We start from the raw sequence: 17,356 nt of genomic DNA on the forward strand, positions 1-17,356 counted from the left end.
GAACGCTTTTGCCCGCGATACGTCCACGACAATCCATGAGCGACGACGTTGCGGCCGAGCTTCGCGAGCAGTTCAGGACGGCATTCGAGGGCGCCGACTTTCCCGTCACCGACCAGATGGACCTCGTTCCCGCGCTCCCGGACGGACCGGGCACACGGTTCGAGGCCGGCGACGTGTCCTTCTCCGCGATGGAACTCGCCGCGAACCTCGACGGCCACCAGGAGTTCCCCTACGAGTCCGTCGACGAACTCGTCGACGACGTGATGGCGGCCATCGAAGCGGAAGGCCTCATTTAGGACAACACGTTTGGTCGCCCCCGACCAACGGCCCGTATGTTCGACATCGAGCGCTACCTCAACGTGCGGAGCGCACACGGCGCCTCCGTCGGCCCCGACGGCGACACGCTCTCCTTTCTCATGGACACCACCGGCGTCCCGCAGGTGTGGACCCTCGACGCCCCCGGCGCGTGGCCCGAACAGCGCACCTTCTTCGACAACCGGGTCACCTTCGCCTCGTGGTCGCCCGAACGCCTCGAACTGATCGTCGGCCGTGACCGCGGGGGCGACGAGAAGGAGACGCTCTACCGACTCGACGCCACCGACGGCTCGATCACCGATCTGACCGAACACCCCGACGCGAAACACTGGTTCGGCGGCTGGAGCCCCGACGGCGAGCGCTTCGCCTTCGCCTCCAACCGCCGCGACGAGTCCGTCTTCGACGTCTACGTCCAGAACCGCGACGCCACCGGCGCCGACGCCGAACGCGTCCACGAGGGCGACGGCTGGTTCTCCGTCGCCGGCTGGAGTCCCGACGGCGACCGCCTCCTCCTCACCGAATCGCACTCCAGTTTCGACCAGGACGTCTACGTCCTCGACGTGGAGACGGGGAGTCGCCGCCACCTCACGCCCCACGAGGGGACCGTCCGCCACCTCAGCGCCAACTGGGGACCGGACGGCGAGTACGTCTACCTCGTCACCGACCGCGACACCGACACCCTCCGGCTCTCCGTCATCGACCTCTCGGCGGACGAGCTGTCCACCGTCGAGGCGGCGGGCTCCGAGGATACCCCTCTCGCCGACGACGCGTGGAACGTCGACGGCGTCGCGGTCGATCAGGATTCCCGACGGCTGGTCTACTCCCGCAACGTCGACGGCTACACCGAACTCGGCGTCGGCGAACTCGTCGCGCCCGGCCGTCTCGATCACTTCCCGACGCCGGACCTCCCGCCCTGTGTCGCCGGCGGGGTCAGCTTCGGGCCCGACGGCGACCGCTTCGCGCTGACGGTCACCCGGAGCGACGACACCGCCAACGTCCACGTCGTCGACGTGACGAGCGGCGAGACGGAACGATGGACCCGCGCCTCCACCGCGGGCATCCCCCGCGACACCTTCGTCACCCCGGAACTCGTCCGGTACCCCTCCTTCGACGGGCGGGAGATCCCCGCTTTCTTCTCCCTGCCCGAGACGGATACGGGCCACGGCGAGACGCCCGTCGTCGTCGACGTCCACGGCGGTCCCGAGTCACAGCGTCGCCCCTCCTTCGGCCGCGTGAAACAGTACCTCCTCTCTCGGGGCTACGCCGTCTTCGAACCCAACGTCCGCGGGTCGACGGGCTACGGCAAGGCCTACACCCACCTCGACGACGTGGAAAAACGGATGGACTCGGTGGCGGACCTGAAAGCCGGCGTCGACTGGCTCCACGACCATCCCGCCGTCGACCCCGACCGCATCGCCGTCATGGGTGCCTCTTACGGCGGGTTCATGACACTCGCCGCCATGACGGCGTACCCCGACGTGTGGGCCGCCGGCGTCGACATCGTCGGCATCGCCAACTTCGTCACGTTCCTCGAGAACACCGGCGACTGGCGGCGCGAACTCCGCGAGGCCGAGTACGGCTCGCTCGATTCGGACCGGGAACTGCTGGAGTCGATCAGTCCCGTCAACCACGTCGACGAGATCGCCGCACCCCTGTTCGTCCTCCACGGCGAGAACGACCCCCGGGTCCCCGTCAGTGAGGCCCACCGTATCGTCGAGGGCGCCCGTGAGGCGGGCGTCCCCGTCCGCGAACTGATATTCGAGGACGAGGGTCACGGCTTCACGAAACTCGAAAATCGGATCGAGGCCTACGCCGCAATCGTCGAGTTCCTCGATACGCACCTCGCGAGCGAGTAGGGTCTACGTCGCCCGCTGGTCGTCGGGGTTCTCGGCGCGGTTGTGGACGGTGTTGTCCTCGTCCTCGCGGCGGCGTGGATCGGCCATCTCGGCGACGGCTTTGGTTGACATGCCGCCGTCGTCTTCCTCCTCGGCTTCTTCAGCTTCGGCTTCTTCCTCCTCGGCCTCCGCGTGGTCGTCGGGGTTCTCGGCGCGGTTGTGGACGGTGTTGTCCTCGTCCTCGCGGCGCCGCGGGTCGGCCATCTCGGCGACGGCCTTGGTGGACATGCCGCCGTCGTCCTCCGCTTCGGATTCTTCCTCCTCGGCCTCCGCTTCCTCGGCTTCTTCCTCCGCGACTTCCGCGTGATCGGCCGGGTTCTCGGCGCGGTTGTGGACGGTGTTGTCCTCGTCCTCGCGGCGCCGCGGGTCGGCCATCTCGGCGACGGCCTTGGTGGACATGCCGCCGCCGTCTTCCTCTTCGGCTTCCGCCTCTTCGGCTTCCGCCTCTTCGGCTTCCGCCTCCTCGGCTTCCGCCTCTTCGGCTTCCGCCTCCTCGGCTTCCGCCTCCTCGGCCTCCGCGTCGGGTTCTGGCTCTGGTTCCGGCTCCGCTGGCTCCTCCGATTCCGCCGACGGCGTGGGGTCGGAGGTGCTCGATCCCCCGCCGAAGATGGACAGAATCTTGTCGATCAGACCCATGCCGACCCACCTCCGTTCTCGGCGCCGTCGTGGTCGACGGGTGCTGTCTCGGGTGTGGCCGTCACCTCGGCCCACTCCGTCTGGTCGGCGTGGACCCTGAGAACGGTGTTGACCATCGAAAGCACTGTCAGGACGATACTCGTCACGGCGGCAGCGACCACCTCGCCCCCGTCGCCGATTCTCGTGATGAATCGATTCATGTCTTTCGTTAACAATCCGATCCGTTATAAAGGTGGGCCATGGTATCACCCGTCGTACGCCGACCGTCTTCCGATCCGTCCGGCGCCTCCGTTAGAGTCAAACGGGCGCACGGTGAACGGTACCACATGAGTACGGGGCAGGAACAGCGGACGATCCGGTGTCTCGTCGCCAAGGTTGGCCTCGACGGCCACGACCGCGGCGCTCACGTCATCGCACGCGCCTTCCGCGACGCCGGGTTCGAGGTGATCTACTCCGGGCTGCATCGCGCCCCGGAGGAGATCGTGCAGGCCGCGGTGCAGGAGGACGTGGACGTCCTCGGCATCTCCATCCTCTCGGGCGCACACAACACGCTCGTCCCGAAGGTGATCGAGGGGCTGAAGGAGTACGGCGCGTTCGAGGACACCCTCGTCATCGTCGGCGGCATCGTCCCCGACGAGGACCGCGCCGACCTCAAGGCGGCGGGCGTGGCCGAAATCTTCGGCCCCGGGACGCCGATGCAGGAGACCATCGACTTCGTGCGCGAGAACGTCTCACGATGAGCGAGGCGGCAGTCGACGACCTCGTGACGGGCGTCCTCGACGGCGAACATCGGGCGCTCGCGCGAACGATCACGACCATCGAGAACCAAGAGCCGGGCTACCGCGATCTGGTGTCGGCGCTCCACGCCCACACCGGCGACGCGGAGGTCGTCGGCGTCACCGGCAGCCCCGGCGCCGGCAAGTCGACGCTGGTCGACAAACTCGCCAAACGGTACCGGGACGACGGGCTGACCGTCGGCGTCATCGCCGTCGATCCCTCCTCGCCCTACACGGGCGGGGCGGTCCTCGGCGACCGCATCCGCATGGCCTCGAACGTCGGCGACATGGACGTGTTCTTCCGGTCGATGAGCGCCCGCGGCCAGTTGGGCGGGCTCTCGACCGCTACCGGCGACGCCATCACCGCCCTCGACGCCTTCGGGAAGGACCGCATCGTCGTCGAGACGGTCGGTGCCGGGCAGAACGAGGTGGACGTGGTGCGTACCGCCGACACCGTCGTCGTCCTCGTCCAACCCGGCAGCGGCGACGACGTGCAGATGCTCAAGGCGGGAATCCTGGAGATCGGCGACGTGTTCGTCGTCAACAAGGCCGACATGGACGGCGCCGCGACCACCGTCTCCGACCTCCGCGAGATGCTCCACCTGCGCGAGGGGTCGACGACCGGCGCCGCCGGCCACCACGGACTGGGATCGATGGCCGACGGTGAGGACGCCGACGACGGCGACGACGGCGAGGGCTGGGACCCACGGATCGTCGAAACCGTCGCCACCGAGGGCGAGGGCGTCGACGACCTGATCGGCGTCCTCGACGATCACTACGCCCACCTCCGCGAGACGGGCGAACTCGCCCGCCGCGAGCGGACGCGCTACGCCGAGAAGATCCGCCAGTTGCTCCGGTCGGACGCCGCGGCCCTGCTGGAGGAGGAACTCGAGCGCCACGGCGGCATCGACGCCCTCGTCGACGAGGTGCAGGCGCGGGAGGCGGATCCGTACACGGTCGCCGACCGGATCGTCGACCCGCTCGCGGACTGCGTCGAGGGTCGCCGGGAATAAGTCGACTGCGGCCTACCTCCACCTATGAAGCTCAGACGACTCGGCGCCGCCGTCGCGGGTCTCGCCGGTGGCGTCGTCGCCGGCGACCGCCTCCTCCGCGGCGCCGCGGGCGAACTCGAACCGGCCCTCGACGCGACCGAGCGGACGTATCGCTGGCGCGGCATGGACGTGGCCTACGCCGAACTGGGCGACGCCGACGACCCCACCCTCGTCTGTCTCCACGGCATCAACGCCGCCGGATCGAGCGGCGAGTTCCGCGAAGTCGCCGCGACGCTCGCCGAGACCCACCACGTCGTCGCCCCGGACCTCCCGGGATTCGGTCGCTCCGACCGGCCGCCGCTTCGCTACTCCGCCGCGCTCTACGAGGACTTCGTCGCCGACTTCCTCGCCGAGTACGACGCCCCCGCCGTCGTCGCCTCGTCGCTCTCGGGCGCGTACGTCGCCCGCGCGGCCGACGACGACCGGGTGACCGTCGACTCCCTCCTGACCATCTGCCCGACGACCCGTGGCGGCCCGCATCCGCCGAAGACGTGGCTCCGCGAACTCCTCCGCTCGCCCGTGGTCGGCACCGGCCTCTTCGACGCCCTCGTCTCGAAACCCTCGATCCGTTACTTCAACGCCGACCACGCCTACGCCGATCCCGCCTCGGTCTCCGACGAGTGGACCGACTACCAGTGGCGGACCACCCACCAGCGAAACGCCCGCTTCGCCGTCGCTGCCTTCGTCTCCGGACACTGCAACTCCGATATCGACCTCGGCGCCGCGCTCCGGGACCTCGACGCGCCGGTGACGCTCGTCTGGGGCCGCGACGCGACGCTCCCGCCGCTCTCGACGGGACGGGAACTCGCCGACGAGGCGGACGCCCGGCTCGTCGTCTTCGATCACGCCAAACTCCTGCCGCACGTCGAACACCCGACGGCGTTCGTCGACGCGGTGCGCGAGGCTATCGCGCCCGCAGAATGAGCAGGTCGTCGCCGGTCGTTCGGTTCGTGCCGACCGCCGCCTCGACGGGCATTCCGACCGTCACCTCCTCGGGGTCGACACCGCGGACGACGCCCGTCAGGCGCACGTCGCCGAAGTCGGCGATGGCGGTGGCGTACGGCTCCTCGTCGGCGAAGTCGGGGCCGCCGACGTAACAGATGGTAAACGTTTCCACCGTTCCCGCCGTCGGCAGGTCGGCGTGGTCGAGGTCAGCCGATCCACAGTGGGGACACACCCGCCGCGGCGGGAGCGACCCGTGGCCCTCGGGACAGGCGAGGTAGAACCCCTCGCCGTCGTCGACGGCGTCCAGCCACTCGTCGTAGCCGGCGTCGGTCATCGGTCCACCTCCAAGACGTGAACGACGGCGCTCGCGACGGTGCCGCCCGCGTTGTGCGTGACACCGACCGTCGCGTCCTCGACGTGGTCGCTGTTCGGGTGATCGCCGCGGAGCAGGCGCGTCATCTCCGCGATCTGACTGCCGCCGGTGGCGCCGACGGGATGGCCCTTCGCCTTCAGGCCGCCCGAGAGGTTCACCGGCAGGTCGCCCGTCGCCGTCGTCTCGCCGCGCCGGGCCGCGCCGATTCCCTCGCCGTGGTCGTAGAAGCCCAGCCCCTCGATGGCCAGCACCTCCGCGATGGTGAAGCAGTCGTGTACCTCGACGAGGTCCACGTCGTCGGCCGCACAGCCGGCGTCGTCGTAGGCCTCCGCCGCCGCCCGCTCCGTCGCGGGCGTGACCGCGAGGTGCTCGCGGTCGTGGAGCGCGAGGTTGTCGCCGCCCTGTCCGCTCCCCGTGATCGAGACCGGTGCGTCGAGGCCGTTCGCCTCGGCGTACTCGTCGCTGACGAGGACGAGCGCGCTCGCGCCGTCCGTGACGGGACAGGCGTCCAGCAGGCCGACCGGATCGGAGACCATCGGCGCGTCGAGCACCTCGTCGACGGTGATGGCGCGGTGGAACTGCGCGTACTCGTTGGGGAGGGCGTTGTCGTGGTTCTTCACCGCGACGTGCGCGAGGTCCTCGCGCTCGCCGCCGAACGACTCGAAGTACGCCCGGGCCATCAGGGCGTACGCGCCGGGGAAAGTCATCCCCGCCCGAATCTCGTAGAGTTCGTCGGCGGCCGTGGCCAACCCCTCGGTCACGTCCGCCGTCGAGAGGTTGGTCATGCGCTCACAGCCGCCGGCGAGCATCACGTCGGCCTCGCCGGAGCGAACGGCTCTGACCGCCTCACGGATCGCGACGCCCGCGGAGGCACACGCCTCCTCGTAGCGCGTCGCCGGACACTGGAGCCCGGCCATCTCGGCCATGAGCGGCGCCTGGTGGCCCTGTCGCTCAGCCAGCGACCCCATGAAGTTCCCGTAGTTGATCGACTCGATGTCCTCGGGATCGACCCCCGACTCCTCGCGGGCGGCGAGGGCGGCCTCCCCGAACAGATCGCGCCCGGTTCGCTCCGGATGCCGCCCGAAATGCGTCAGTCCGACGCCGGCGACACGTACGCCTGTCATGCAGTCACATAGACGGACGAGCGGATAAAGACCTGCCGGATTCGGAAGCTCTGGCGCCCGGTATCGGCCGTTTGACGTTCGACAGCTGTCCGTCGACGGATCGACGTTCGACGTGCTCTCGCCCCCACCGACCGAAACCGTTAGTCACGGCCGGCCACACCTCCACGCATGAACTGGATCGGCGAGACGTTCACCAGCGACGTCGGCTGGGGTCACCTGGAGCGACTGGTCGACATCGGGAACCGCATGGCCGGGAGTCCCGGCGAGCACGAGGCGCTGACGGCGACCCGCGACGCCCTCGATACGCTCGGTGCCCGGAACGCTCACGTCGAGGACTTCGGGATACAGGGGTGGATCAGGGGGTCCAGTCGGATCGAAACCGCCGACGGTGTCGTCGACTGCATCGCGCTGCCCCGAAGCCCCGCCGGGACCGTCGAGGCGCCGCTGGTCGACTGTGGCGACGGCCTCCCCGACGACTTCGCGGACGCCGACCTCGAGGGGGCCGTCGCCCTCGTTTCCGCGGGCGTCCCGGACTACTACGACCGCTTTATCCACCGCCGGGAGAAGTACTACCGCGCCGTCGAGGCCGGCGCCGTCGGGTTCGTCTTCCGCAACCACGCGTCGGGCTGTCTCGCCCCCACCGGGAGCGTCGGCACCGACGCCGACCCGCTCGGTCCCGTCCCCGCCGTCGGCGTCAGCCGCGAGGTAGGTGCCCGCCTCGCCCGCCGTCACGCCGGCGACACCGTCACCGTCGGCGTCGACTGCGAGACGCCCCGGGCCGAGAGCGGGGTCGTCCGCGCCGACATCGGCCCCGACACCGACCGCGCTATCTACCTGACCAGCCACGTCGACGCCCACGACATCGCGGAGGGCGCCGTCGACAACGCTGCCGGCACCGCGACGGTCGTCGAAATCGCTCGCACCCTCCTCGACCGGGACGCCGCCCTCGACCGCCGGGTTCGGATCGTCTGCTTCGGCGCCGAGGAGGTCGGACTGCAGGGCTCGAAACGCGAGGCCGACCTGATCGATCCCGACGATATACAGGCGGTCGTCAACTGCGACGGCGTCTGTCGCGGCCGGACGCTCCAGTACTACACTCACGGCTTCGACGCCCTCACGGCGGCGGTCGAGCGGGTGGCCGACCGCTTCGACCACCCCGCTTCCGTCCGCCCGACCCAGCACCCCCACAGCGACCACTGGCCGTTCGTCGCCCGCGGCGTGCCCGCCGTCCTCGTGTCGAGCGACGATGGCGACCGGGGGCGTGGCTGGGGCCACACCCGCGCCGACACCCTCGACAAACTGGAGCGCCGGACGCTTCGGGAGGGGGCGATCCTCCTGACAGCGCTCGTCGACGACCTAGCGTCGACCGACCGGATGCCCCGCCGCGATCCCGACGACATCGCCGCTGACCTCGATGCACAGGACCTAGCGGCCGGTATGCGCGCTACCGGCGACTGGCCGTTCTCGACCGAGTGAACTTTTTACCGTCGTCCGGTGACGTATCCCGCATGGTACCGACGAGGCGCGGCGGCGGCGGGAGGTCCCGGCGGTGAACGTCGCCGTCCGGGGCGGAAGCGACGACGACGCGGCGGCCCTCGCCGTCGGCGGTGCGACGATCGTCGACGAGACTGCCGACCCGGCCGTCGTCGTCGCCGTCGGGGACGAGGCGATCCGGTCGGCCGTCGCCGACCCGCCCGCCGCGCCGCTGCTTCCCGTGACCGCCGCTGGCGGGCGCCACCTCGTCGCCCGCGACGCCCTCGACGCCGCCGTCGCCGCCGTCGCCGCCGGCGACTACCGCGTCGCCTCCCACCCCATCCTCGGCGTCCACGACGACGGCGACGCCCTCGCCCGCGCGCTCCGCGACGTGACGCTCGTGACCGACGCCCCGGCGAGCATCTCCGAGTACGCCCTCGCCGTCGGCGACGAGCGACTAGCGTCGGTCCGCGCCGACGGCGTCGTCCTCGCGACGCCGCTCGGGAGCGACGGGTACGCCGCCGCCGCGGGCGGATCCGTCCTCGAAGCCGGCGCGGGCGTCGCCGTCGTCCCCATAGCCCCGTTCTCGACGACCGCGGAGACGCGCGTCGTCGACCCCGACGGGACCGTCACCGTCTCCGTCGAGCGCGAGGGCGCCGTCGCCGTCGTCGCCGACGGCGTCCACCGCGGCGTCGTCGACCGGGGGGCGGCCGTCCGAATCGATCGCGTCGGATCGCTCGACGTGGTCGCGCCGACCGGAACGGAAAACTTCTAATGAGTCTACACCCGAGTTCGGGGTATGCAACCGCTACAGTTCGCCGTCCCGGTCGGCGCCCTCGACGCGCTCGAACCGTACATCGCGCACGTCGTGTTGGCGCTGGTGGTGGTGAACATGCTCACGCGAATCCGCGCCCACTCCGTGCACCAGAGCCAGGTCGACGACGGCGCCGAGGAGCTGAGCCGGTACTTCCCGCACTCGCTGACGTCGATTGCGCTCGTGCTCGCGTCGTTCGCCTTCCTGGTGATCGAACCCCACGGCGGCATGGTCATGTCGGTGCTCGCCATCGGCCTGTTCCTGACCGACTTCTTCGAGTTCGAATCTCGACAGGTCGAGGCACGTAACGACATGACGTTCGAACGGCCGAAAGGTGCCGTCGCGGCGTCGGTGCTCGCTCTGCTGTACGCCGGTTACCAGAGCCTGTTCGTCTTCATCGAGCCGCTCTGGAACGCCGTCGTCTGATACGGCTCATCGCCCCGTCTACCGGTGGGTCGTCGAGACGATCCGGCGACCCACCGGTAAGGACTTACGATAAACCGTCTCACACAAAGCGTATGCGGTCGACCGGTGACCAGTTCGAACCCCTACTACGTCTTCTCGTCCGCCGGACGCGCCGCTCCGACACAGAACGCCAGCCGCACGTTCGAATTCACCCCGAACTGCCGTGTCGATGAATCCGATCCAGAGGAGTCGTTTCGTCTCGGTCGGCCGCGCTACGCCTGCCGCTCGTTCATCGCCTTCCGTGCCTGCCGGACCGCGGGCAGGATCACCCAGAACGCCAGCGGGCCGAGGATGGCGAACCAGAGCAGCGTGTCCATCAGCCCGATGGCCAGCAGGTTGAACATGTCGGCGCTCGCCGGATCCGGCGACACCGGACTCACGAGTTGCCGCGTGCTCTCGAACCCCGGCGTCCGGTACCACCCCGCGAGCACGAGCCAGCCGAGGCCCGCGCCCGTGAAGATGCCGAGCCCTTTGATGAATTCGTCAGCCATTACCTGAGGATTCGTCGGCGTCCTCTTGAGGGTTTCCCATTCCGTGGGCGCGAAAGCGCGTCCCGAGGACGTAGACGCCGGCCCCGAACCCGATTGCGGCGAGACCGAGGACGGCGAGGACGGCGCTCAGTACGGTTTCGGGGGGCACGACGCCGACCGCTCGGAGGAGACCGAGGACGAGGCGTCGCAGAAGGCTGAGTCGGATGGTCGCCGCGTCGAGGAGGACGAAGCCGAAGACGACGCCCACGATGGCGATGAGCGTCGAGAAGACGGTGACGGTCTTGTAGAGGCGCATCGGGACGACCACGTCCCGACGCCCGTCGGCGTCGTGGACGCCCTCCTGTGCGTCGGCGTCGTGGTCGTCTGAAGAAGACATCGGAGAGCGGTTACTTCGGCGGACGGAGCCGGTAGTACCGCCGGTTGAGGTCGTACATGTACCCCTCGCGCATCGTCTTCAGCACCGCGTAGGTGATCGTCGTAGCCACGATGGGCAGGAGGAAGGTCAGATCGAACAGCAGGTCGACGTTCATCGGCATCAGGTTCTTGACCGCGAGCAGGCTGATGGTGAACGCGAAGACGACCCCGCCGACGCCGACGGCCGACCAGAACGGCTGCTCGACCGGGCGTCGGGCCGACCCCTTGTTCAGGAAGGGAACGATGGCGATGAAGCCGACGACGACGACGTTCGCGAGCACGCCGTACGTCCGGTCGGCGGTGATCTTCGCCCCGCCGAGGATGGCGAGGTCGGGGTTCAGCGGGCCGAGCTTCAGCAGGCCAAAGGACCAGTAGAGATACCAGTCGGGCAGGATGATCGCCGGCGTCGAACTCGGGTTGGCCGGCGCGCCGATGTGTGGCGGCATCGTCGCCGAGAGGAAGAAGATCATCCCGGTGAAGAAGGCCGCGATGGAGAGGTTACGAACCGTCTCGTGGGGCCACGTCGGGAACGCGAGCACGTCGCGTTCGACGTAGTCCGACTCGGTTCGCAGGTCCTGGTCCTCGCGGCGGGCGCGTTCGAAGTACTCGTACGTGAGCCGCGAGAGGCCCGTCGTCCGTTCCTTGCGCTCGCGCCACGTCGGCGTCTCGTCGTCCGGGGCGACGATGCCCGGGCTGCCGCCGTCGGTGCGCGTCTCGTCCGTGGTGGATTCGTTGTCGCTCATGGTTCTAGTGGGGTTCCGCGATGCCCTGCACCCAGACGATGCCGATGTGGATCGCGATCAGCGTCGTCACGACGAAGGGGAGCAGGAACACGTGGAGGATGTACATCCGCTGGAGCGTCGCCTGACTCAGGGTGAAGCCGCCGAACAGGAGCTGGGCGATCCACTCGCCGGCGAGCGGGATGGACAGCGACATCTCGACGCCGATCTGTCCCGCCCAGAAGGCGAGCTGGTCCCACGGGAGCAGGTAGCCCGTGTACCCGAACACCATCGTCAGGCTGATGAGGACGATCCCCAGCAGCCAGTTGAGTTCGCGCGGTTCCTTGTACGCGCCCGTGAAGTAGACACGGAGCATGTGGAGGAACACGGCCGCGACCATCACCTGTGCCGACCACCGGTGGATGGAGCGCAGCATGAACCCGAACTGGAGATCCGTCATGATGAACGTGATCGAGTTGTACGCCGTACTCGGGTCGCCGGTCTGTGCGGGGGCGTAGTAGAAGCCCAGCAGGGCGCCGGAGACGGCGGCGACGATGTACGCCAGCGTCGAGAACGACCCCAGCGCGTACAGCGGGTACCAGTACCAGAACTTGTTGTCCAGGTCGTACTGTTCGGTGTGACTCTTCGGCATCTGCATGTTGACCTTGTAGTACAGGTCCTCCAGCAGTTCCAGGTAGTCGACGACCCGGAGCCGCTTGTCCATCCAGATGAGCGCCGTCAGGAAGGTGGCTTCCACGGGTGTCAGATCCTTCCGCTTCATCCACCCTTTGTGGTCCATCTCGTCTTTCTTTTCTAAGCTCATTGCTTATCGCTTGTAGTACGGGTAAACCGCGCGTTTGACTGTGTCCCACGCCCCGTCGCCGAGGGTTTCGCCGTCCACGTCCTCCTCGCGGATGTAGAGGTCCTCCCACTTCCGACGCCGCTTCTTGACGATGACGACGTCCGGCAGGAACTCCTTGCGGTACAGCGCGAGGATGAACGCGAGGTCGACGAAGATCACGGCGAGGATGCCGCCGAGGAACATGTTGCCGTACTCGCTCAGCCCCCAGCCGCTCACGAGGCCGTAGGCGAACATGAACACGAACACCACCTCCACGACCGTCAGGAGGACGATGGTGATGGCGGCGGCCGTACTCTCGCGGGCCGGTTCGTATCGGTGAATATCGCCGTACGTGCTTCCACTCGATGACATTTACTCTCCTCTCCCGGTTCCGGTGTGTGGTGACTCGCCGTATTTCAGCACGTAGAAGCTGAATATCAGCGAGACGATGATGCCGAGGATCGTCGCGGCGCCGACCCAGTGGGCCTGGATCGGCACGCCGAGTTCGTGGAGGTCGACCTCGCCGCCACCGCCGCCACCGCCGCCACCGCCCTCGCCGCCACCGCCCGGCATCGCGCCGACGACGACGACGCCTTTCATGCCGAGCGCGCGGTGGGGCTGGCAGAAGTACTTGACGACGCCCTCGGATTCGAGGGTCTGTTCGAAGGTGAAGCCGGCTTCGGCGGTGAGTTCGCTCTCGAACTCGCCGCCCTCCTCGGCGACGACGTTGTGCTGGCCGCCCTCGCCGTTCCACTCCCAGACGACGGTCGTCCCGGGATCGACCTGGACGGCCGGCGGGTCGAACGCGAAGTTCCCGCCGTTGCCCTGGGCGCCGACGGTGATGGTCACCTCGTCCTGTCCGGTCGCGTCAGCCACCTCGCTGTAGTTGCCGACGTCGCTCATCCACCCGTCGAACGACGCCTGCGCAGCGGCCGGCGTCGCCGTGGCGGCGGCCGTTCCGACGGCGGTGGACCCACCGGCCACTCTCAGGAAGTCCCGCCTCTTCATACGGTCGAATCTGAGGATGGAACGCGCTTAAACCCACCGACTCCCCACCGACGTCCTCACGGGCGGTCGGCGCTCGAACCGGCCGTCTCCGCGCCGTCCGTGGCCGTCTCGTCACCCTCCGCCGCCAGTGCCTCGGCGTCGTCGCCCAGCGGTGGCAGGAACTCCGGTCGCTCACCGTCTTCGACGCCGGCGGCGCGAAGTCGGTTGCGGAACTCCTCCGCCCGGAACCGGTCCGAGAGGCGGGCGTTGGCGACCACCATGAACAGGAAGAGGCCGATGCCGACGAAGATCAGGGCCGTCATCGGCGCCACGAGGTCGACGTAGCCGCCCGGCGTCGGGATGGCGTCGGTGAACAGCCAGACGCCGACCAGCCCCAGTCCGACCAGAATCTGTGCGAACGCGATGAGCTGGAGGAGGTTGTTCCCCAACTGGCCGGTTCCCTCGGGCACGTCCGCGGGGCTGGGCAGGGAGACGTCCTCGGGGGCGTCCGGCACCTCGTAGCTGTCCATCGAACACAGCGCGACGGTCGGTTTCACGTCCCGTACCACCGTCCCCTGTCCCTCGACGCTGCCGTCCGGGAAGACGATGGCGTACCCTTCGTCCGAGTAGGCGACCAGTCGCTCTTCGCCGCCCTCCTCGAACCGTTCGAGGACGGCGAACACCTCTCGGCTCTGGATGCGGCTCTTGAGGTCCTGCTCCACCCGGTCGAGTAACTCGGGGCCGACGATCCAGGTGTCCGGATCGAACGCCGCCTCCCACTCCTCGGCGCTCATCCGCGCCATGTCGCTCGGGCCGAAGTTCTCGAAGTCGTAGTTCTCCTCGACTTCGCGTCGGAGGGCGTCGACGGCGTCGGCGTCGGCCTTAGCCGCCGTCTCGGCCGTCCCGTCGGTCGACGACGGTGACGAATCAGCCATCGGTCGACATTGGGTCCACAGCGTCATACGCTTTCCGACCTTGTCCCCGAGTCGGGCCCGTTTTAACGTCGCCCTCCTAAGCGCCGACGATGGTGAGTGAGGCGACGACGGCGACGCTTGCGGGGCTGTCCGTCACCGCGAGTTTCCCCTTCTATCTCTACGGCGCGTGGATCGTCATCGACGCCGAGACGGTGACGTGGAGCGTCCTCCTCCGGCACCTGAAGTTCATCGTCGTCGGCCTGGTGTTGACGACGGTGCCCGTCGTGGGGTGGATGGTCCCTCGGTTGATGGACCAGTTCGGCGGCCTCGCCGTCCTGCACGCCGTGCTCGGCCTCCAGGCCTACGCGATGCTCGCGTTCGCCCTGACCGGCATCGTCCGCATCTTCCAGGCCAAACACGCCGCGAATCTCTATCGTGACCCCGATCAGGACGTGGACCTGAACGACCTCCACGAGAACATGAGCGCGTGGCGCGGCCGCCTCCGAATCGGCGTCTTCGGCTACGTGCTCTTCTGGATCGGCGCCTACCTGATCGGCGTCGTTCGGTACGTGCAGCTGCACCTCTAGTCCCACGCCTCGCCGCTCGCCAAGTCGACCTCCGCGTCCAGTTTCGAGGACGGACAGATGTCCTCCAGCACACAGTCCGCACAGTCGGGGTTGCGGGCGTCACACACCGCCCGCCCGTGACTGATGAGCAGGTGGGTGAGCTGTTGCCAGTCGTCTTCGGGCACCACGTCCATCAGGTCGTCTTCGATCCGTTCGGGCCGCACCTCGGTCGTCAGGCCGAGCCGTCGCGAGAGCCGCTGTACGTGCGTGTCGACGACGATGCCCTCCACCACGTCGTGGCCGTGCTGGAGGACGACGTTCGCCGTCTTGCGCCCGACGCCTTTCAGGTCCGTCAGTTCGCTCATCGTGTCGGGCACGTCGCCGTCGTGGTCTTCGACGAGCGTCTCGCCGATGGACTTCAGGTATCCGGCCTTGTTGTTGTGGAAGGTGATGCCGTAGATGTCGTCGGCGAGCGTCCCCTCGTCCGCCGCGGCGTAGTCGGCTGCGGTCCGGTACTTCTCGAACAGCTCCTCGGTCACCTCGTTGACCCGCTCGTCGGTACACTGTGCGGAGAGGACGACGGCGACCAGAAGTTCCAGCCGGTTCGAGTAGGTGAGTGAGATGGTCGCGTCGGGGTACTCGTCGTACAGTCGGTCCAGCACCGCCTCGACCTGTGCCTCCCGCGAGTCCAGTGGTGTGCCCATGGCTCGCGGTGCGGGGCGGTCCCCGTTGAGTCTATCGACCGACACCGCTCTCAGGTTTGATTTCTGGGCCGCACGTTATTTATCCGGGCCTATCTTTGGGGCGGCCATGGAGCTGACACGTCGGGCGCTGCTGGGGACCGCGACGGCGCTCGGTCTGACCGGCTGTCTCGGATCCGGCGACTCGAACGTCGCCTACCCCGAATCCGGGACGCCGACCCGGACGCCGACCGACGCCGCCCTCGCCGACGCGGACCCCGAGCCGTCCGCGGTCGACGAGGAGGAGACGGTCCAGCAGACGGAGCCGTCGGTGCCGAACCGTCGGCTGGCGGCCGAAGTCGGGCGCGTCTACGGCGAAATCGAGTGGTTCGCCACCGACTACGACGACGCCATCCACGCGTACCGGCGAACCCTCGGCAACGCCATGGCGACGGTCGAACGCGTCCGCGACGCCGCCGAGTTCGACGCCAACAGCCTCGGACTGGTTCGCCGCGCGACGGATCGAGCCGTCGCCACCGCTGAGGCCGAACTCGGCGGGCACTTCGGCATCCCCGGGCAGATGCGCGAAGAGATCGACCGCCACGTCGCGACGATCCGCCGGTTCGCCGACCGTGGCGACCTCGACCGCGTCGACGAGGAACTCGAACGCCTCCACGACTATCTCGGCGGCATCCGGAGCGACCTGTTCGTCCGTCGGGTGCTCTCGGATCGACAGATCGACGCCGCGCTCTACCGGCACCTCCACGACGAAACCGTCGACGACACGGACGACGACGATGACGACGACGAGGCCACCCCGGGACTCTTCGAGGTGCACCACTCCACGGGCTACTCGGGCTACGCCTACGCCGGCCCTCGATACGTCGAGCGCGACCCGTTCGACGACGCCCCGGGCGACGACGACAACGCCGGCCGGGAACTGCTCGCTCGCCAGCGCCTACAGTTCGAGCCACCGAGCGAGGCGACGGGCCGGACCGGCTTCGCCTACGTCGTGAGCTACGCGGTGCCCGACGAGGACGAACAGCCGTCGAATCTCGCTCCCCTCGACTACCCCTACACGTCGCTGTTCGTCCAGCACTACGACGGCGTGGCGGCCGCGACCGACGCGGTGGAGACGCTCCTCGAGACGGCGGTCAGTCAGGAGGGGTGGTACTCCTTCGGCCGTGACCGGTGGCGGCAGGTCTACTATCGGGCCGACGGCGACGTGACCTACGCCTACCTGATCCAGGCCGGCCCCTTCGTCCTCGTCGCCGCTCCCTCGGAGGTGGCGTGGGAGGAACGCGTCGACTGGACCGCCCCGCTCGACCGACTCTGGCTGTGGAGACCGTAGCGTGTCCGGGCGAAACGCGCTCCCTTCGGCTCGCCGACAGGCCGGCCTGATCGTCGCCACCTTCGCACTCGTGGGCATCGCCCTCGGCGTCCTCGGGTTCGTCGCCGGTGACTGGGCGCGGACCCAGTTCGTCACCGCCGCGTCCGGCGCCGCCCCCGAGACGTTCGGCCCCGTCTTTCTCGCGCTCTCGGTCTTCCAGACGACGGTGACGATGCTCGTCGTCGGCCCCGTCCTCGCCGCGGTCCTCGGCCTGCTCTCCGGCTCCCGGTTCGCGGACCCGAGTGCGGCGGCGAGCGTCGCCGCCGGCGGCGCCCTCGTCGGGTTCTTCTGCATGGCGGGGCTCGGCCTCCTCGGCCTCTCGGCGCTCTCGGGCCCCGGCACCGCGCAGGTCTACTCGCTCCGCGGCGCGGTCGGTCCCCTCCTCCTCGCGGGCGCCGTCACGACGGCCACCGGTGCCGGCGCCGGCGCTCTCGGCTCGCAGTTCGTCCGCTAACCGGCAAGCATAACTGTCCGCTCCGCGCGGGG

Annotated in this window: 23 protein-coding genes; 11 read left to right on the top strand and 12 right to left on the bottom strand. The window is 68.8% G+C overall.

What is annotated here, in order from left to right; all coding sequences use genetic code 11:
- Nucleotides 1-35 precede the first annotated feature (35 nt).
- On the top strand, nt 36-296 hold the full coding sequence (locus DU484_RS09125; protein ID WP_114585760.1) for an MTH865 family protein: 261 nt from the start codon (nt 36-38) through the stop codon (nt 294-296).
- Between the two features lie 36 nt (nt 297-332).
- Nucleotides 333-2,171: a S9 family peptidase gene (locus tag DU484_RS09130; protein WP_114605755.1), complete on the top strand. Its 1,839-nt coding sequence runs from the start codon at nt 333-335 to the stop codon at nt 2,169-2,171.
- Nucleotides 2,172-2,174: 3 nt separating this feature from the next.
- On the opposite strand, the gene DU484_RS09135 is transcribed toward DU484_RS09130, so the two are convergent.
- Both DU484_RS09135 and DU484_RS09140 read right to left on the bottom strand, forming a co-directional pair.
- Nucleotides 2,175-2,846, bottom strand: a complete 672-nt coding sequence (locus DU484_RS09135) for a hypothetical protein (protein WP_114605756.1) — start codon at nt 2,844-2,846, stop codon at nt 2,175-2,177.
- Nucleotides 2,837-3,046 (bottom strand): hypothetical protein, encoded by a 210-nt coding sequence (locus DU484_RS09140; protein WP_114585763.1) that lies wholly within the window; start codon nt 3,044-3,046, stop codon nt 2,837-2,839. The genes DU484_RS09135 and DU484_RS09140 overlap by 10 nt, the downstream gene beginning before the upstream one ends.
- 126 nt (nt 3,047-3,172) lie before the next feature.
- Between DU484_RS09140 and DU484_RS09145 the strand changes: the two genes are divergently transcribed.
- The 3 genes from DU484_RS09145 to DU484_RS09155 are packed head-to-tail and all read left to right on the top strand — an operon-like array spanning nt 3,173 to nt 5,598.
- Complete coding sequence (locus DU484_RS09145) at nt 3,173-3,586, top strand: cobalamin B12-binding domain-containing protein (RefSeq protein ID WP_114585764.1); 414 nt, start codon at nt 3,173-3,175, stop codon at nt 3,584-3,586.
- Entirely contained in the window at nt 3,583-4,635 is a 1,053-nt protein-coding gene (gene meaB, locus DU484_RS09150) for a methylmalonyl Co-A mutase-associated GTPase MeaB (protein ID WP_114585765.1), read from the top strand. Before DU484_RS09145 ends, meaB begins: the two co-directional genes overlap by 4 nt.
- A 24-nt stretch (nt 4,636-4,659) precedes the next feature.
- On the top strand, nt 4,660-5,598 hold the full coding sequence (locus DU484_RS09155) for an alpha/beta fold hydrolase (RefSeq protein WP_114585766.1): 939 nt from the start codon (nt 4,660-4,662) through the stop codon (nt 5,596-5,598).
- Here the strand turns inward: DU484_RS09155 and DU484_RS09160 are convergent.
- Together DU484_RS09160 and DU484_RS09165 are read right to left on the bottom strand one after the other, a co-directional pair.
- Nucleotides 5,579-5,953, bottom strand: a complete 375-nt coding sequence (locus tag DU484_RS09160) for a Zn-ribbon domain-containing OB-fold protein (RefSeq protein WP_114585767.1) — start codon at nt 5,951-5,953, stop codon at nt 5,579-5,581. The genes DU484_RS09155 and DU484_RS09160 overlap by 20 nt on opposite strands.
- A complete protein-coding gene (locus DU484_RS09165; RefSeq protein WP_114585768.1) occupies nt 5,950-7,116 on the bottom strand; it encodes a thiolase domain-containing protein in 1,167 nt (388 codons plus the stop codon). Before DU484_RS09165 ends, DU484_RS09160 begins: the two co-directional genes overlap by 4 nt.
- Nucleotides 7,117-7,284: 168 nt before the next feature.
- On the opposite strand from DU484_RS09165, the gene DU484_RS09170 reads away from it, so the two are divergent.
- The 3 genes from DU484_RS09170 to DU484_RS09180 all read left to right on the top strand — a co-directional run bounded on the left by DU484_RS09170 (nt 7,285) and on the right by DU484_RS09180 (nt 9,829).
- Nucleotides 7,285-8,592 carry a M28 family peptidase gene (locus DU484_RS09170; protein ID WP_114605757.1) on the top strand — a complete coding sequence of 436 codons (1,308 nt, stop codon included), beginning with the start codon at nt 7,285-7,287 and terminating at the stop codon, nt 8,590-8,592.
- 73 nt (nt 8,593-8,665) lie between these two features.
- Nucleotides 8,666-9,364 carry an NAD(+)/NADH kinase gene (locus DU484_RS09175; protein WP_157969545.1) on the top strand — a complete coding sequence of 233 codons (699 nt, stop codon included), beginning with the start codon at nt 8,666-8,668 and terminating at the stop codon, nt 9,362-9,364.
- A gap of 24 nt (nt 9,365-9,388) precedes the next feature.
- Complete coding sequence (locus DU484_RS09180; RefSeq protein WP_114585771.1) at nt 9,389-9,829, top strand: DUF7313 family protein; 441 nt, start codon at nt 9,389-9,391, stop codon at nt 9,827-9,829.
- A gap of 251 nt (nt 9,830-10,080) precedes the next feature.
- Here DU484_RS09180 and DU484_RS09185 read toward each other — a convergent pair whose 3' ends face one another.
- From DU484_RS09185 to DU484_RS09215, 7 genes are read right to left on the bottom strand one after another with little or no spacing between them, the layout of a single operon-like run.
- Entirely contained in the window at nt 10,081-10,359 is a 279-nt protein-coding gene (locus DU484_RS09185; RefSeq protein ID WP_114585772.1) for a DUF7314 family protein, read from the bottom strand.
- Complete coding sequence (locus DU484_RS09190; RefSeq protein WP_114605759.1) at nt 10,352-10,735, bottom strand: DUF7315 family membrane protein; 384 nt, start codon at nt 10,733-10,735, stop codon at nt 10,352-10,354. Before DU484_RS09190 ends, DU484_RS09185 begins: the two co-directional genes overlap by 8 nt.
- Before the next feature lie 10 nt (nt 10,736-10,745).
- Nucleotides 10,746-11,516: a cytochrome b family protein gene (locus tag DU484_RS09195; RefSeq protein WP_114585774.1), complete on the bottom strand. Its 771-nt coding sequence runs from the start codon at nt 11,514-11,516 to the stop codon at nt 10,746-10,748.
- Nucleotides 11,517-11,520: 4 nt separating this feature from the next.
- Entirely contained in the window at nt 11,521-12,315 is a 795-nt protein-coding gene (locus tag DU484_RS09200) for a cytochrome b (protein WP_114585775.1), read from the bottom strand.
- A gap of 3 nt (nt 12,316-12,318) precedes the next feature.
- Nucleotides 12,319-12,705: a DUF7318 family protein gene (locus tag DU484_RS09205; protein WP_114585776.1), complete on the bottom strand. Its 387-nt coding sequence runs from the start codon at nt 12,703-12,705 to the stop codon at nt 12,319-12,321.
- Complete coding sequence (locus DU484_RS09210; protein WP_114585777.1) at nt 12,706-13,341, bottom strand: halocyanin domain-containing protein; 636 nt, start codon at nt 13,339-13,341, stop codon at nt 12,706-12,708.
- Nucleotides 13,342-13,397: 56 nt separating this feature from the next.
- Nucleotides 13,398-14,255, bottom strand: coding sequence for a DUF7319 domain-containing protein (locus tag DU484_RS09215; RefSeq protein WP_114605760.1), 858 nt, complete (start codon nt 14,253-14,255; stop codon nt 13,398-13,400).
- Between the two features lie 89 nt (nt 14,256-14,344).
- Here DU484_RS09215 and DU484_RS09220 point away from each other — a divergent pair, with 89 nt between their 5' ends.
- On the top strand, nt 14,345-14,821 hold the full coding sequence (locus DU484_RS09220; protein WP_114585779.1) for a DUF7321 family protein: 477 nt from the start codon (nt 14,345-14,347) through the stop codon (nt 14,819-14,821).
- On the opposite strand, the gene nth is transcribed toward DU484_RS09220, so the two are convergent.
- A complete protein-coding gene (gene nth, locus DU484_RS09225) occupies nt 14,818-15,504 on the bottom strand; it encodes an endonuclease III (protein WP_114605761.1) in 687 nt (228 codons plus the stop codon). The two genes, DU484_RS09220 and nth, sit on opposite strands and share 4 nt — an antisense overlap.
- A 106-nt stretch (nt 15,505-15,610) precedes the next feature.
- Between nth and DU484_RS09230 the strand changes: the two genes are divergently transcribed.
- Nucleotides 15,611-16,831, top strand: coding sequence for a hypothetical protein (locus DU484_RS09230; protein ID WP_114605762.1), 1,221 nt, complete (start codon nt 15,611-15,613; stop codon nt 16,829-16,831).
- A gap of 1 nt (nt 16,832) precedes the next feature.
- Nucleotides 16,833-17,324 carry a hypothetical protein gene (locus DU484_RS09235; RefSeq protein ID WP_114585782.1) on the top strand — a complete coding sequence of 164 codons (492 nt, stop codon included), beginning with the start codon at nt 16,833-16,835 and terminating at the stop codon, nt 17,322-17,324.
- Nucleotides 17,325-17,356 lie beyond the last annotated feature (32 nt).

Origin of the sequence: Haloplanus rubicundus, assembly GCF_003342675.1 — an archaeon.
Taxonomy (GTDB): Archaea; Halobacteriota; Halobacteria; order Halobacteriales; family Haloferacaceae; genus Haloplanus; species Haloplanus rubicundus.